Origin of the sequence: Streptomyces virginiae, assembly GCF_040638905.1 — a bacterium.
GTDB lineage: Bacteria > Actinomycetota > Actinomycetes > Streptomycetales > Streptomycetaceae > Streptomyces > Streptomyces virginiae_B.
Window position 1 is genome coordinate 89,628 of the sequence record NZ_JBEZYV010000022.1, and the last position, 14,346, is coordinate 103,973.

Consider the following 14,346-nt stretch of genomic DNA (forward strand, 5'->3'; position numbering starts at 1 on the left):
CCTCGAACGCCGGACGGGCTGGAAATCCAGCCCCGCCGGCGCTTGAGGCGCGGGGCCCGGGGGCGGAGCCCGGGGAGCGGGGGCAGGGCGGGCGGGGAGAGCTGCCCGCAGGGCCCGGCCTCCGGCGGCAGCCGGACCCTGCGGGCGGCGAGGGCTACGCGACGGCGGCCCGGCGGCGGCGCAGGAGCAGCACGCCGGCCCCGCCCAGCGCGAGCGCCCCGGCCCCGGCCCCCGCCGCGGCCGCGAGCGGCACCCCGGCAGCCGGGCCGGGCTCGGCGTAGCCCCCCGCCATGCCGCCCTCGGCATAGGCGGAGCCGGGAAGCTTGTCCCCGTACGCCTTGACGACCCGCGCCCGGTACGCGCCGAGTGTCGTGCCGCCCCCGCCCACCGCCCGCACGCCGTCCTCGTCGAGCGGCAGTACCCGCCCGCCCCCGGCCACGTACCAGGCGCCGATCTGCGGTTCCCGGAACACGGTCCCGCCGGGCAGTTTCTCGGCACCCAGTCGCGCGTAGCGGAATTCGTCGTCGCCGGTGGCGATGTTCACCACCTGCCAGCCGTTCTCCGTCCGCGCGGTCCACAGCGCGGCCTGCTGCCCGTCGGAGGAGACCGCCCGGCTGGCGAGGAACTCCAGGCGGGCGACGGACGCGCCCGGCCGGCCCGCGACGAAGTCCGGGGAGAGGTGGTTGACCGGGACCGCCTCGCCCTCGATGCGGGGCTGCGCGGCGGCGAGGGAGACCTTGCCCTCCCGGGCGAAGAACCGGGAGAGCGTGGCGAGGGTGTCGGGTGCGCCGGCCGCCCGCTCGGCGGCGGCCCGGTGTTCGGCGGTGGCCGCCCCGGGCTGCGGCACCGGCTGCGGCACGGAGGCCGCGACGGCCTGCGGGGCGAGTCCGAGGAGGGCGGTGGCGGCGAGGACGGCCGCGGCGGCCGAAGCGCGCAGGGTCATGGCGGTCACGCCCCGATCCGGTAGAGGGAGTGGGTCCAGGAGAAGGTGTTGTTGTTGACGTACCAGGCATGGGAGGCCCAGTTGTAGCGGTCGCTGGAGGGCCAGGGGTCGCCCCAGTAGACCCAGCTGCTCGCGGTGTCGTAGCCGTAGACGACGTGCATGTGGCCGCCGCCGTTCGACCACTGGATCCGGGTCTCGATGGGCCGGCCCGCGTTGATCTCGGTCTGGACGGTGGAGTACTGCAGCCAGCCGGTGACGTACGAGCCGGGGTTGACGCCCGCCCAGCGCAGTCCGGTCTGGACGTTGCCGAGGGTGGCCTGGTTGTTGGGGCAGTCGGTGCCCTGCTGACGGTTGAAGGCGGCGTTGCAGAACTGGTTCTGCGAGTAGTTCCGGCCGAACCAGGTGGCGATGGTGTTGCCGCCTGCGGCCCAGCACCAGTTGGTCTTCGCCTGCGCCTGCATGGTGATGCCGAGGCGTTTGTGGGCGAGGGCGGAGTCGGCGCGGGTCTGCGCGGCGGTGGCGGTGCCGGCGGGCAGGGCGAGGATCAGGGCGCTGAGCAGGGCGGTGAGGGCGGCGGCCGGGGAAAGCCGCCGGTTTCGATTGCGCATCGCGTTCCTCCCGAGGTGGGGAGTGGGGGGTGGAGGAGCGCGTCCGGACGCTGTGGAGGAGCATCAGGGAGTTGTCGCGATCAGGTCAACGCGCTTGAATACGCGATGACGTTGCAGTGTGAACGGTGGGACTGCGGTGTGAACGGTTACTGCCGTTCCACCTGGTCCCCCGGGGCTGCCGCCGTGATCCCCCCACCCCGGCGCGTGAACGTTCACAGAGGAGTCGCCATGCGGCCTTCCACGGATCCGGCGGACCTGGCCGAACTGAACCGGCTCTTGCACGGCGGCCCCTTCCACCTCGCCCTGCGCGCCGCCCTGGCCGCCCGCGGCCTGCCGCTGCAACGCGTGCAGCACCGGCTCGCGGCACAGGGCATCAAGGTCGGGGTGACCAGCCTCAGTTACTGGCAGCAGGGCGCCCGCAGGCCGCGCCACCCGGAGTCCCTGCGGGCCGTCACCGCCCTGGAGCGGATCCTGGAGCTGCCCGACGGAGCCCTGGTCCGGCTGCTGGCGGACCCGGTGCCCGGCTCCGGGCCCGCCCGGCCCGCCGGGCGCTCCTACCGGGCCCTGTTCAGCGGGGGCGGGACGGTGGAGCGGCTGCTGGACGGGATGGAACTCCCGCCGGACGGCGGGCTGCACTCGCTCGGCCACCACGAGCGGGTCCGCATCGGACCGGCGGGCGAGCTGCGGGTCCGCGAGTCTCAGCAGATCGTCCGGGCCCACCGGGACGGGGTCGACCGCTACCTCGCCGTCCACCACGGCGACCCGGGCTGCGACGTCTCCCGGGTGCGCGTGACCGCCTACGAGAACTGCCGTACGGGCCGGGTGCGGTGCCATCCGGAGGCCGGGGTGGTGGTCGCGGAGCTGCTCTTCGACGCCCGGCTGCGGCGCGGCGACACCTATGTCTTCGGCTACGGCGTCGAGGACGGCACGGGGCCCCGCAGCGGTGAGTACGTGCGCGGTTTCAGCTACGCGGGCGGCCAGTACGTGCTCCAGGTCCGCTTCGACGAGGCGGCCCTCCCGGTGCGCTGCCGGCGTTTCGCCCGCAGCGGGCCGGACGCCCCGCGCACCGGCCTGGCGGATCTGACGCCGAGCGGCCGGCACCGGGCGGTGCACCTGGTGGAGCAGGCGGTGCGGCGCGGGATCCTCGGGATCGCCTGGGACTGGGACTGACGCGCGACGGCCTTGCCGGTGCCCGGCGCGGGTCAGCCCGCGACGAGCTTGCCGTTCTCCGCTCGGACCGGCACCTCCGGCAGCGGCCGGTCGGCCGGGCCGCGAAGGACCTTGCCCGTCGACACGTCGAAACGGCTGCCGTGGCAGGGGCAGTTCCCCTCCCCCTCGTCGATCTTGTCGAGGACGCAGCCCGCGTGTGTGCACTGGGCGCTGAACGCCTTGTACCGGCCCTCCGCCGGACAGCTGACGATCAGCTTCCGCTCCCGGTAGAGCTTCGCGCCGCCCACCGGGACGTCGGCCGCGGCGCCCAGCTCGACGGGTGCGGTGGGGGTGGCGGGGGTGCTGCCGCCGCTGTTGGTCTCGGTGGAGCAGGCCGTGAGCGCCGCTCCGGCGCCGGCGGCTCCCGCGAGCGCGGCGGCGCCCTTGAGGACGGTACGGCGGGCGGCGGACTGCGGCGCGGGCATGCGGTTCTCCTGAGGTGCACGGACGGGGGCCATGGGGCGGACGGCCCACCCGACGATACCGCCGCCCCATGGAGTACCTTCCTCCGCGTGATCGTCGTCGGCGGAGAAGCCCTCATCGACCTGGTGCCCGCGGCCGGTCCGCCGGGCGCACTGCTGCCCCGCCCCGGCGGCGGCCCGTACAACACCGCGCGCGCCCTCGGGCGCCTCGGCGCGGGGGTCGCCTTCTGCTCCCGGGTCTCGACGGACGGTTTCGGCGAGAGCCTGCTGGCCGGCCTGCGGGCGGCCGGGGTGGACGTGTCGCTGGTCCAGCGCGGGCCGGAGCCGACCACCCTCGCCGTGCCGTCGCTGGCCCCGGACGGCTCGGCCTCGTACGGGTTCTACGTCGAGGGCACCGCCGACCGGCTGTTCAGCCTGCCGCCCGCCCTCCCGGAGGGGGTGCGCGCCCTCGCGCTCGGCACCTGCTCGCTCGTCCTGGAGCCGGGCGCGAGCGCGTACGAGGCCCTGCTGCGCCGGGAGTCGCGGCGCGGGCTCCTGACCCTGCTGGACCCCAACATCCGGCCGGCGCTGATCGCGGACCCGGCGGGCTACCGCGCCCGCTTCACCGACCGGCTCCTGCCGCACACGGGCGTCCTGAAGGTGTCGGAGGAGGACGCGGCCTGGCTGGGCGGGCGGGTCGGCGACTGGCTGGCGGCCGGGCCCTCGGCGGTGGTGCTGACCCGCGGCGCGGCGGGCCTGACGGTCTGGACGCGGGAGGGCGCAGAGTATTCGGCCGCGGCCCGCCCGGTCGCGGTGGCGGACACGATCGGGGCGGGCGACACCGTCAACGCCGCCCTCCTGCACCGCCTCGCCGCGGCCCCGGGCGGCCCGGTGGACTGGCCGGACGTCCTGGCCTACGCCGCCCACGCGGCGGCCCTGACCTGCACCCGCCCGGGGGCGGAGCCCCCGTACGCGTCGGAGCTCAGCGAATAGCGGCCCAGACGCTGCGGGCCACGGCCGGGGCGAACTGCTCGACCGGCTGGACCACATGGGCGCCGGAGAAGTGCAGTGCAGGAAGAAGGCCCGCTGGAAGCAGGCGCCGAGCAGCAGCGCGGCGGCCGTGCGGGGATCCGCGTCGGCCCCAGGCGGCCGGCGTCCAGCTCGCGCCGCAGCCTGGCAGCGAGCGTGTCCAGCACCAGGTGCGGGCCCGCCCCCAGCTCCTGGGCGCCCTCGCGGTGGCGGGTGAGCAGGGCGGGGTCGGCGAAGAGCGAGGCGGCCATGGGCATGGCGTCGGCGTAGAAGAGCGAGGCGTGCCGGGCGATGTCGGCGAGCGCCTCCTCGACACCGACGTCCAGGTCACCGGGGCCGGCCTGCAGGGCGGCCATGAGCGGGCCGGCGTTGGGGGTGCGTTCCATCAGCACGCGCACCATGGAGGCGGCGATGGCCGCGAGCGGGACGCAGTGGACGGTCATCAGGCCGCCGATGCTGCGGAACACCCCCCACACCGGCACCTACCGGCGTGCGATCGATGCCAATGTCCCGGGCGGCCGGGTCATCCCCCGCGCCGACGTCGCCGACGCCCTCCTGGCGAGCCTGAAAGACCCGTCCTGTACCGGCCACGCTGTGGGCGTCGCCTCGTAGACCCGGACGGCGAGAGGGCCCGGCACGACGGCCGGACCCCTCCTCTGCCGGACTGAGGGCAGCGACCGGGTCGTCTCTTTCGGATCGTGTCGGCCGAGCCCGCGTCGTCCGGTGCCGTGCCTCGCAAGGCGCAGGAGCTCCCGTGAACCGGACGGGCGTACGCGGGAGCCCCGACATCGCGGCGGGGCGCGGCGCCGGGCCCGCCGGGCCCGGCACGATCCGAAAGAGACGGCCTAGGCTTTGCGGGCCCGCGTCGCCGTCTTCTTGGCCGCCGCCTTCTTCGCCGGAGCCGCCTTCGTCGCGGCCACCGCCTTTTTCGCCGCAGCCGCCTTCTTGGCCGGGGCCTTCTTCGCCGTGGCCCGCACCGGGGACGCCCCGGCGTCGGAGACCCGGTCCGCGCCCAGGATGTCCCGCAGGAATTTGCCCGTGTGGCTCGCGCCCACCGAGGCCACCTGCTCGGGCGTACCCTCGGCCACCACCAGGCCGCCGCCGTAACCGCCTTCGGGGCCCATGTCGATGACCCAGTCCGCGGTCTTGATGACGTCCAGGTTGTGCTCGATGACGATCACCGAGTTGCCCTTGTCGACCAGCCCCGACAGCACCTTGATCAGCTTCGAGATGTCCTCGAAGTGCAGACCCGTCGTCGGCTCGTCCAGCACGTACACCGTCCGGCCCGTCGAGCGCTTCTGCAGCTCGGAGGCCAGCTTGACGCGCTGCGCCTCGCCGCCCGACAGCGTCGGCGCGGACTGGCCGAGGCGGACGTAGCCCAGTCCGACCTCGTTCAGCGTCTTGAGGTGCCGCGCGATCGTCGGAACCGCCTCGAAGAAGCCCAGCGCCTCCTCGATCGGCATGTTCAGGACTTCCGCGATGGACTTGCCCTTGTAGTGGACCTCCAGCGTCTCCCGGTTGTACCGGTCGCCGTGGCAGACCTCGCACGGGACGTAGACGTCGGGCAGGAAGTTCATCTCGATCTTGATCGTGCCGTCGCCGGAGCAGTTCTCGCACCGGCCGCCCTTGACGTTGAAGGAGAAGCGGCCCGGCAGGTAGCCGCGCACCTTCGCCTCCATCGTCTCCGCGAAGAGCTTGCGCACGTGGTCGAAGACGCCGGTGTACGTGGCCGGGTTCGACCGGGGCGTCCGGCCGATGGGCGACTGGTCGACGTGGACCACCTTGTCGACGAGGTCGTCCCCCTCCACGCGGGTGTGGCGGCCCGGCACCGACCGGGCGCCGTTCAGCTCGCGCGCCAGGTGGGTGTAGAGGATGTCGTTGACCAGGGTCGACTTTCCGGAGCCCGAGACACCGGTCACGGCCGTGAGCACGCCCAGCGGGAAGGACACGTCGATGTCCCGCAGGTTGTTCTCCTTGGCTCCGTGGACGGTCAGCCTGCGCTCGCCGTTCACGGGCCGGCGGATGTCCGGGATCTCGATGGACCTCTTGCCCGACAGGTACTGCCCGGTCATCGACTCGGTGTTCTTCAGCAGCTCCTTGAGCGAACCGCTGTGGACCACCTTGCCGCCGTGCTCGCCCGCGCCCGGACCGATGTCCACGACCCAGTCGGCCACCTTGATGGTGTCCTCGTCGTGCTCGACGACGATGAGGGTGTTGCCCATGTCCCGCAGCCGCACCAGCGTCTCGATCAGCCGGTGGTTGTCGCGCTGGTGCAGGCCGATGGAGGGCTCGTCCAGCACGTAGAGCACGCCGACGAGGCCGGAGCCGATCTGCGTGGCGAGCCGGATGCGCTGGGCCTCGCCGCCCGACAGGGTGCCGGCGGCGCGGTTGAGGGAGAGGTAGTCCAGGCCGACGTCCACGAGGAAGCGGAGCCGCTCGTTGACCTCCTTCAGGACCCGCTCGGCGATCTTCTTGTCGCGGGCGTCGAGGCGCAGCCGCCCCAGGAAGTCCGCGCACTCGCTGATCGACATGGCGGCGACCTCGGCGATGGATTTCTCCATCACCGTGACGGCGAGCACGATCGGCTTGAGGCGCGTGCCCTCACAGGTCGGGCAGGGCACCTCGCGCATGTAGCCCTCGAAGCGCTCGCGGCTGGCGTCGCTCTCGGACTCCGAGTGCCGCCGCTTCACGAACGGCACGGCGCCCTCGAAGGCGGTCGTGTAGGCCCTTTCGCGCCCGTAGCGGTTGCGGTAGCGGACCTCGATCTGCGTCCGGTGACCATAGAGCAGGGCCTTCTTCGCACGCACCGGCAGCCCGGCCCACGGGATGTCCGTGCGGAAGCCCAGCTCCCCGGCCAGCGCGCCGATCAGCCGCTGGAAGTAGTCCTTGGTGTGGCCGAGCGACCACGGCGAGACCGCGCCCTCGTCGAGGGACTTGTCCTCATCGGGAACGATCAGCTCCGGGTCCACCTCCATGCGCGTGCCGATGCCGGTGCACTCGGGGCAGGCGCCGAAGGGCGAGTTGAATGAGAAAGAGCGCGGCTCCAGCTCCTCGAAGGACAGGTCGTCGTACGGGCAGTAGAGGTGCTCGGAATACATCCGCTCACGCTCGGGGTCGTCCTCGGCGAGGTCGACGAAGTCCAGGATCACCATGCCGCCGGAGAGACCGAGGGCCGTCTCCACGGAGTCGGTGAGCCGGCGCTTGGCGCTGTCCTTGACGGTGAGGCGGTCGATGACCACCTCGATCGTGTGCTTCTCCTGCTTCTTCAGGGTCGGCGGCTCGGAGAGCTGGATGGTCTGCCCGTCCACCCGCGCCCGGCTGTAGCCCTTGGTCTGGAGGTCGGCGAAGAGGTCGACGAACTCGCCCTTGCGCTCGCGCACCAGCGGCGAGAGCACCTGGAAGCGGTTGCCCTCGGGGAGCGCGAGCACCTTGTCCACGATCGCCTGCGGCGACTGGCGCGAGATGGGCCGGCGGCACTCGGGGCAGTGCGGCTTGCCGATGCGGGCGAAGAGCAGGCGGAGGTAGTCGTAGACCTCGGTGATGGTGCCGACGGTCGAGCGCGGGTTGCGCGAGGTGGACTTCTGGTCGATCGAGACGGCCGGGGAGAGGCCCTCGATGAAGTCGACGTCGGGCTTGTCCATCTGCCCGAGGAACTGACGGGCGTACGACGAGAGCGACTCGACGTAGCGGCGCTGCCCCTCGGCGAAGATCGTGTCGAAGGCCAGGGAGGACTTGCCCGACCCGGAGAGTCCGGTGAAGACGATGAGAGAGTCGCGGGGCAGGTCGAGCGAGACGTTCTTCAGGTTGTGCTCGCGAGCGCCACGAACGATGAGACGGTCGGTCACGCCGGTCCGCACCTTTCTTGAGAGAGCGGGGGGCACGGCCCCCGTCCCAGGGTATGGGGGGCGCCTCTGCGGTGGAGATGGAGCTTGGACTTCGAGCGTATAGCACGCACATTCGATTTACGGCACTCCGCAAACCTCTTCACCCGATCGTGTGGCCGCCGTCCCCGAGCCACTAGGCTCGAAGTCATGACTGATCATGTGCACGACCTGCGATCTGTACGTGAAGCCACGGACCGGCTGCTGACCGCGGTCGCGAAAATGGACAACGGCGCCCTCGCCGAGGAGTCACACCTCCCCGGCTGGACCCGCGGCCACATCCTGGCCCACCTCGCGCGCAACGCCGACGCCCTCGTCAACGTCTTCGAGGGCCGCCCGATGTATGAGAGCGGCGAGACGCGCGACGCGGACATCGCCCGCGACGCCGGCCGGTCCCTGGAAGAACACCTGACGGACCTCGGTGATTCCGCGGCCCGCTTCCTCGCCACCACCGAGCACGACCAGGACTGGTCGCGCACCGTCGAGCTGCGCAACGGCGTCACGGACCTCGCGGCGAACGTGCCCTTCCGCCGCTGGGTCGAGGTGGACCTGCACCACGTCGACCTGAACATCGGCTACGAGCTCTCCGACCTCCCGGAGGAGTTCACCGACCGCGAGATCACCTTCCTCGCCGACCGCTGGGCCGGTCGTCCGGAGGTGCCTGCGACGGCCCTGGCCACCGCCGACGGGCGCACCTGGCGCACCGGCTCCGCCGGCGACCCGGTCGTGACCGTCTCCGGCTCCCCCGCCGCACTGCTCGCCTGGCTCGCCGGCCGCGGCGACAAGGGCGCCTCCCTGACCACCGCGGGCGGCCCCCTGCCCGAGCTCCCGCCGTTGTAGGAAGACACCTCTAGGATCAAGACATGACGTACACCGGAGAGGTCAAGGTCGGCGGTCCGGCCGACGTGCACGAGCTCGCGGACCTGATGATTTCCAAGGTCGCGGTGGGTTCGATGAACAACAACGCGTACCTGCTGCGCTGCCGGGCCACCGACGAGCAGCTGCTCATCGACGCGGCCGCCGAACCGCAGACGCTGCTGAACCTGATCGGCGACGACGGCATCGCCTCCGTCGTCACCACCCACCGGCACGGCGACCACTGGGGCGCGCTGGCGGAGGTCGTGGCGGCCACCGGGGCGAGGACCTACGCGGGCGCCCTCGACGCCGAGGGCATTCCGGTCGCGACCGACGTCCCGGTCGCGGACGGGGACACCGTGCGCGTCGGGCGGGTCGAGCTGACCGCACGGCACCTGGTCGGCCACACCCCCGGCTCGATCGCGCTGGTCTACGACGACCCGCACGGCCACGCGCACGTGTTCACCGGCGACTGCCTGTTCCCGGGCGGCGTCGGCAACACCCACGACGACCCGGAGGCGTTCAAGAGCCTCCTCGACGACGTCCAGCACAAGCTCTTCGAGCAGCTGTCGGACGAGACCTGGGTCTACCCGGGCCACGGCGACGACACCACGCTCGGCGCGGAGCGTCCGCACCTGGCGGAGTGGCGCGAGCGCGGCTGGTAGGGACCGCAACGCGTCAACTTCCCGACGCGGAGCACTCCTTCCGGTCGTTGACGGCCGAACTCCTGTCCCGGCGGACGGGGAGGCGGTATCTGGTGCGGCATGCAACAGGACCCCTCCCCGCCCCCCGCCGCCGCCCCCGCTCCGGCCCCGCGGGCCGCTGACGACGGCGGCCCCGCCCGGCGGCCCGGCATACTGCGGCTCGCCTTCGCCGCGCTCGCCGGGACCGCCATCGAGTTCTACGACTTCTTCGTCTACGGCACGGCCGCGGCGCTCGTGCTCGGGCCGCTCTTCTTCCCGTCCTTCTCCCCGCTCGCCGGGACCCTCGCCGCCTTCGGCACCTTCGGCGTCGGCTTCCTCGCCCGCCCGCTGGGATCCGCCCTCTTCGGCCACATCGGCGACCGCTACGGCCGGCGCCCGGTCCTGCTGGCCTCACTGCTGCTCACCGGCCTCGCCACGGTCGCCGTCGGCTGCGTACCGACGTACGGGACGATCGGCATTGCCGCGCCGGTGCTGCTGCTCCTGCTGCGCTTCCTCCAGGGCCTCGGGCTCGGCGGGGAGTGGGGCGGTGCGGTGCTGCTGACCGCCGAGCACGCGCCGGAACGCCGGCGCGGACTGTGGGCGAGTTTCCCGCAGATCGGCCCGGCGGTGGGATTCCTGCTGGCCAACGGCCTGATGCTGGGGCTGTCCGCCTCGCTGACCGACGCCCAGTTCACTTCCTGGGGGTGGCGCGTGCCTTTCTGGGCGGCCGGCCTGCTGGCCCTGGCGGGCCTGTGGCTGCGCCGCTCGGTGGAGGAGACCCCGCAGTTCCGTGCGCTCGCGGCGACCGGGCGGCGGGCCGACGCCCCGCTCGCCGAGGTGTTCCGGGGCCACTGGCGGCTGCTCCTGCTGACCGGCGGGGCCCTCGCCGTCGGCTACGCCGTCTTCTACGCGGTCACCACCTGGTCCCTCGCCTACGCCACCGAGCACCTCTCGGTGAGCCGCACGACGATGCTGGCCTGCATCATGGCGGCGGTCGCGTTCAAGGGCCTTATGACCCCCCTGATGGCGATGCTCGGCGACCGCTACGGTCGGCGGCCGCTGTGCCTGGCGGGGTGCGCGGCCAGCGCCGTGTGGATGTTCCCGCTGGTGGCGCTGATGCGGACGGCCGACCCGCTGCTGATGACGCTGGGCTTCGCGGTGGCGCTGCTGGGCATGGTGACGATGTTCGCCGTGGTGGGCGCGTACCTGCCGGAGCTGTACGCCCCGCGGATCCGGTGCACGGGTGCGGCCGTCGGCTACAACCTGGGCGGGGTGCTGGGCGGGGCGCTGACCCCGATCGTGGCGACGGCGCTGGCGGACGGCTCCGGTCCGCCGTGGGGCGTCGCGACGTACCTCACCGCGATCGCCCTGGTCAGCCTCGCGTGCTTCGCGCTGCTGCCCGAGACCAGCCCGCTGGTGGTGCAGAAGCGGACGGGCACGGGCTTCGACGGAATGGAAACGGAAACGGGGGCGGCCGCTTCGGCCGCCCCCGTGTAGCCCCGCGGAGAGCTCCGCGGGCCGGGTCAGGCGTCGATGCTCTCGGTGCGGGCGGCGGCCTCGGCCGCCGCCTGCTTCTTCGAGGCGATCAGGCTGGTGATGGTGGTGATGACCAGGACACCGCAGATGACGCCGAGGGAGACGGGGATCGAGATCTCCGGGACGTGCACCCCGGACTCGTGCAGGGCGTGCAGCACCAGCTTGACGCCGATGAAGCCGAGGATGATCGACAGGCCGTAGCTGAGGTGGACCAGCTTCTCCAGCAGGCCGCCGATGAGGAAGTACAGCTGGCGCAGACCCATCAGCGCGAAGGCGTTGGCCGTGAAGACGATGTAGGGGTCCTGGGTGAGGCCGAAGATGGCGGGGATCGAGTCCAGCGCGAACAGCACGTCGGTGGTGCCGATGGCCAGCATGACGATCATCAGCGGCGTCAGCACGCGCTTGCCGTTGTTGATGATGAAGAGCTTGGTGCCGTGGTACTGGTCGGCGACGCCGAACTTCTTCTCGACGGACTTGAGGAGGCGGTTCTCCTCGAACTCCTCGTCGTCCTCGTCCTTGCGGGCCTCCTGGATCAGCTTCCAGGCGGTGTAGATCAGGAACGCGCCGAAGATGTAGAAGACCCAGCTGAAGCTGGCGATGATCGCGGCGCCGGCGGCGATGAAGATCGCGCGCAGGACGAGCGCGATCAGCACGCCCACGAGCAGCACCCGCTGCTGGAGGTGGGAGGGCACCGCGAACTTCGCCATGATCAGGACGAAGACGAAGAGGTTGTCGACGCTCAGGGACTTCTCGGTGATGAAGCCCGCGAAGAACTCCTGCGACGCCTGCGGGGTCCCGAAGAACCACAGGCCGAGGCCGAAGAGTGCGGCGAGGACGATCCAGACGACCGTCCAGGTGCCGGCTTCCTTGATCGACACATCGTGGGGCTTGCGGCCGATGAAGAAGTCGGCACCGATGAGGAGGGACAGACCGAGAATGGTCGCGACCCAAAGGGCCCAGGAAACTTCCATGGTGAACACGCCTCCGGCGGATGGCTCAGCACTTCGTCAGCGTCATCGCTGCCGGAGGTCTCTTCCACCCGGGCGGCCTGGAGGCCGTGGGCCGGCGCCCCGGGACCGACCGCGCTCGTGGTGCCGCAGTGGTCCGTATTGACGGGTACGCCGTAGCAGGAAAGCAGGAATACTCCCCTCCGCGCTGACGAGCTTACCCGCCGAAGGCGGAAAAGGTAAAGGGAATGCCAAAGGATGGTCACGGACGGGTAGTGCGCCGGGCCTCCGCCACCCGGTCGAGCGCCTGGTCGAGGACCCGGCTGCCCTGCGGCGGGAGGTTCGGTTCGAAGGTCCAGGCGTGCTGCACCCAGGGGTCGGCGAGGTGGTTGTCCGGGACCGGCGACAGCCGCATCAGGGAGCGCCACAACGGGTCCAGCAGCGGCCCGTAGGCGGAGGCCTCGTCGCGGTCCGCGACCATCAGCAGGTGCACGCCGACGGCCGCGCCCTCGTCGGCGAGGTAGCGCAGCTGCGTGACGGCCCGGTCGTCGAAGCCGTGCGGGAAGTCGTGCACGATGAGCAGCTGCTCGGCCGTGTCCACGTCCGGCGGCAGGTCCTCGGGGGCCCCGGCCCGCAGCGCCATCTGTACGAGGTCCACCCGCCGGGTCAGCTCGGCCAGCGTCCGGGTGACTCCCGCGGCCCCGGCGGCGGGCGGCGCTGCCAGCACCCCGGCCCGTACGAGCGGCGCCAGGGAGGCGGCGGCGGCCCCGGCCGCGTCGATGACGTGGACGGAGAACCGGTCGGCGGGATGGACCGCGAGAAGCCGGACCGCGTGGGCGACGGCCATGTCCATGGCGGCACGGCGCAGCCGGTCGGTGTCCATGGCCATCGCGGCCTCGGACCCGGTACGGCCGTTGTCGATCCACAGGCCGCGCTCCAGAGGGAGCCGGACCAGCATGGGGATGCGCAGGTCGGGCCGCTCGGGCAGGTGCAGGTCGCCCAGGCGCAGGGCCAGCGGGCCCTCCTCGGGCGTGCGGTGGCCGTGCCAGACCGGGTTGTCCCAGCGGGCGTACGGGGCCGGCAGCGCGGGCTCGACGACCTCCGACTCGGCGATCAGCTGGGCGAGGTCCCGGTCGAGGACGGCCTGGGCCTGGGCGACCAGTTCCTCGCGGCGGGCCCGGGCGGTGTCGCGGGCGGCGTTGCCGGAGCCGCCGAGGCGGTGGCGTGGGTCCGAGAGGGCGTCGTCGAGCTCTCGGTCCATGCGGGAGTCGGCGAACTCCACGGCGCTGCGGTAGGCGGCGACCGTGCGGGCCAGGTCCTCGAACATGCCCCACACCTGGTTGTAGAGCCGTTCGTCCATGGACCAGCCGCCGGCGTCGCCGGCGACCGGCCGCGGGGGCTGCCCGGGCTCCGCCGCGGCGGCGGGCCGGGGGGCCGGCTCGGGCGGCTCGCTGCTGGTGCGCCGGCGGCGCGGGTGGGTGTAGCTGATCGTGGGAGGGGAGCCGTCGCCGTCGCCGGCGGGCGCGGGGCCGGGCGTGCCGGCGTACGGGACGGCGGAGACCGGGAGCGGGTCCGGGGGTTCCGGGGCGGCCGCAGGGGCCTCGGCCGGGGTCTGCGGGGCGCGCAGGTCGCCGACGAGGGTGGGCAGGGCCGCGAGCGTCGCGTCCGTCTCCTTCACCGGGGCGGCGGTGCGCAGCGCGGCGGCGGCCAGCTCCCCGGCGGCCGGTGCGGGCAGTCCGCCGTCGGCGAGCAGCGCGCCGAGGCCGTCGGCGTAGCCCTGGCCGACGGCGCGGACCTTCCAGGCGCCCTGGCGGCGGTAGAGCTCCAGGGCGATCACGGCGGTCTCGGCGTCCAGCCCGGTCAGGGTGTAGCCGGCGATCTCGGTGCCGCCGTCGGGGGCGGCCACGGCCACGTGGGAGGCCGGGACCGCGCCGAAGCGGACCGGGCCGCCGGGCGGCAGTACGAGCAGCACGCCGATGCGGTGGACGTCCGCCGCGACGGCTTCGAGGTCCACGGCGAAGGTGTGCCGGTCGGCGGGTTCCGCCGGCGCCCGGACGCCGGGGAGGGACCTGGCGCCCGGGTGGGCCAGGACCTCGCTGCCGGAGAACCGGCCCTGTTCGTCGGCGAGTGAGGCCAGGGCCAGCACGGGCGTGCCCGCCGATACCCTGATCTCCACCCGGCTCTGGGACACGGGGTGGTTCTGCCCCCGGACCAGTTCGGCCGTCATCGTGCAGCCCCTCCCCCGCGCCTTCTT

General features: G+C 72.9%; 13 protein-coding genes. 6 read left to right on the top strand and 7 right to left on the bottom strand.

Translation table 11 applies throughout. The features are described 5' to 3' along the window. Positions 1-154: 154 nt before the first annotated feature. On the bottom strand, positions 155-943 hold the full coding sequence (locus tag AB0F82_RS26180; RefSeq protein ID WP_362631794.1) for a hypothetical protein: 789 nt from the start codon (positions 941-943) through the stop codon (positions 155-157). Between the two features lie 5 nt (positions 944-948). Then, positions 949-1,551, bottom strand: coding sequence for a papain-like cysteine protease family protein (locus AB0F82_RS26185; protein WP_362631750.1), 603 nt, complete (start codon positions 1,549-1,551; stop codon positions 949-951). 228 nt (positions 1,552-1,779) lie between these two features. On the opposite strand from AB0F82_RS26185, the gene AB0F82_RS26190 reads away from it, so the two are divergent. Further along, complete coding sequence (locus tag AB0F82_RS26190) at positions 1,780-2,721, top strand: hypothetical protein (protein ID WP_356811973.1); 942 nt, start codon at positions 1,780-1,782, stop codon at positions 2,719-2,721. Positions 2,722-2,753: 32 nt separating this feature from the next. Here the strand turns inward: AB0F82_RS26190 and AB0F82_RS26195 are convergent, their stop codons facing one another. Further along, positions 2,754-3,185 (bottom strand): Rieske (2Fe-2S) protein, encoded by a 432-nt coding sequence (locus tag AB0F82_RS26195; protein WP_356811972.1) that lies wholly within the window; start codon positions 3,183-3,185, stop codon positions 2,754-2,756. 87 nt (positions 3,186-3,272) lie between these two features. Between AB0F82_RS26195 and AB0F82_RS26200 the strand changes: the two genes are divergently transcribed. Then, positions 3,273-4,154, top strand: coding sequence for a carbohydrate kinase family protein (locus AB0F82_RS26200; protein WP_362631753.1), 882 nt, complete (start codon positions 3,273-3,275; stop codon positions 4,152-4,154). On the opposite strand, the gene AB0F82_RS26205 is transcribed toward AB0F82_RS26200, so the two are convergent. Further along, positions 4,076-4,657, bottom strand: coding sequence for a hypothetical protein (locus AB0F82_RS26205; protein ID WP_362631800.1), 582 nt, complete (start codon positions 4,655-4,657; stop codon positions 4,076-4,078). The genes AB0F82_RS26200 and AB0F82_RS26205 overlap by 79 nt on opposite strands. Here AB0F82_RS26205 and AB0F82_RS26210 point away from each other — a divergent pair. Beyond that, positions 4,602-4,802: an NAD(P)H-binding protein gene (locus AB0F82_RS26210; protein ID WP_362631755.1), complete on the top strand. Its 201-nt coding sequence runs from the start codon at positions 4,602-4,604 to the stop codon at positions 4,800-4,802. The two genes, AB0F82_RS26205 and AB0F82_RS26210, sit on opposite strands and share 56 nt — an antisense overlap. 233 nt (positions 4,803-5,035) lie before the next feature. Here AB0F82_RS26210 and uvrA read toward each other — a convergent pair whose 3' ends face one another. Next, a complete protein-coding gene (gene uvrA, locus AB0F82_RS26215; RefSeq protein WP_356811970.1) occupies positions 5,036-8,035 on the bottom strand; it encodes an excinuclease ABC subunit UvrA in 3,000 nt (999 codons plus the stop codon). Positions 8,036-8,221: 186 nt separating this feature from the next. On the opposite strand from uvrA, the gene AB0F82_RS26220 reads away from it, so the two are divergent. The 3 genes from AB0F82_RS26220 (at position 8,222) to AB0F82_RS26230 (ending at position 11,106) form a co-directional block, all read left to right on the top strand. Next, positions 8,222-8,911, top strand: coding sequence for a maleylpyruvate isomerase family mycothiol-dependent enzyme (locus AB0F82_RS26220; protein ID WP_362631757.1), 690 nt, complete (start codon positions 8,222-8,224; stop codon positions 8,909-8,911). A 23-nt stretch (positions 8,912-8,934) separates the two neighbouring features. Further along, positions 8,935-9,591: an MBL fold metallo-hydrolase gene (locus tag AB0F82_RS26225; protein ID WP_356811968.1), complete on the top strand. Its 657-nt coding sequence runs from the start codon at positions 8,935-8,937 to the stop codon at positions 9,589-9,591. 189 nt (positions 9,592-9,780) lie between these two features. Beyond that, positions 9,781-11,106, top strand: coding sequence for an MFS transporter (locus AB0F82_RS26230; RefSeq protein WP_362631796.1), 1,326 nt, complete (start codon positions 9,781-9,783; stop codon positions 11,104-11,106). Between the two features lie 26 nt (positions 11,107-11,132). On the opposite strand, the gene AB0F82_RS26235 is transcribed toward AB0F82_RS26230, so the two are convergent. After that, the gene (locus AB0F82_RS26235; protein WP_356811967.1) at positions 11,133-12,116 is read right to left on the bottom strand and encodes a TerC family protein; all 984 of its coding nucleotides are present in this window, start codon (positions 12,114-12,116) and stop codon (positions 11,133-11,135) included. Positions 12,117-12,354: 238 nt separating this feature from the next. Further along, positions 12,355-14,319, bottom strand: coding sequence for a TerD family protein (locus tag AB0F82_RS26240; RefSeq protein ID WP_362631760.1), 1,965 nt, complete (start codon positions 14,317-14,319; stop codon positions 12,355-12,357). Between the last annotated feature and the right edge of the window lie 27 nt (positions 14,320-14,346).

What these genes read in the sequence shown, in the direction of transcription:
- AB0F82_RS26180 (WP_362631794.1), bottom strand. Translation starts at nt 943, where the DNA reads ATGACCCTGCGCGCTTCGGCCGCCGCGGCCGTCCTCGCCGCCACCGCC.
- AB0F82_RS26185 (WP_362631750.1), bottom strand. Translation starts at nt 1,551, where the DNA reads ATGCGCAATCGAAACCGGCGGCTTTCCCCGGCCGCCGCCCTCACCGCC.
- AB0F82_RS26190 (WP_356811973.1), top strand. Translation starts at nt 1,780, where the DNA reads ATGCGGCCTTCCACGGATCCGGCGGACCTGGCCGAACTGAACCGGCTC.
- AB0F82_RS26195 (WP_356811972.1), bottom strand. Translation starts at nt 3,185, where the DNA reads ATGCCCGCGCCGCAGTCCGCCGCCCGCCGTACCGTCCTCAAGGGCGCC.
- AB0F82_RS26210 (WP_362631755.1), top strand. Translation starts at nt 4,602, where the DNA reads ATGGCCGCGAGCGGGACGCAGTGGACGGTCATCAGGCCGCCGATGCTG.
- AB0F82_RS26220 (WP_362631757.1), top strand. Translation starts at nt 8,222, where the DNA reads ATGACTGATCATGTGCACGACCTGCGATCTGTACGTGAAGCCACGGAC.
- AB0F82_RS26225 (WP_356811968.1), top strand. Translation starts at nt 8,935, where the DNA reads ATGACGTACACCGGAGAGGTCAAGGTCGGCGGTCCGGCCGACGTGCAC.
- AB0F82_RS26235 (WP_356811967.1), bottom strand. Translation starts at nt 12,116, where the DNA reads ATGGAAGTTTCCTGGGCCCTTTGGGTCGCGACCATTCTCGGTCTGTCC.
- AB0F82_RS26240 (WP_362631760.1), bottom strand. Translation starts at nt 14,319, where the DNA reads ATGACGGCCGAACTGGTCCGGGGGCAGAACCACCCCGTGTCCCAGAGC.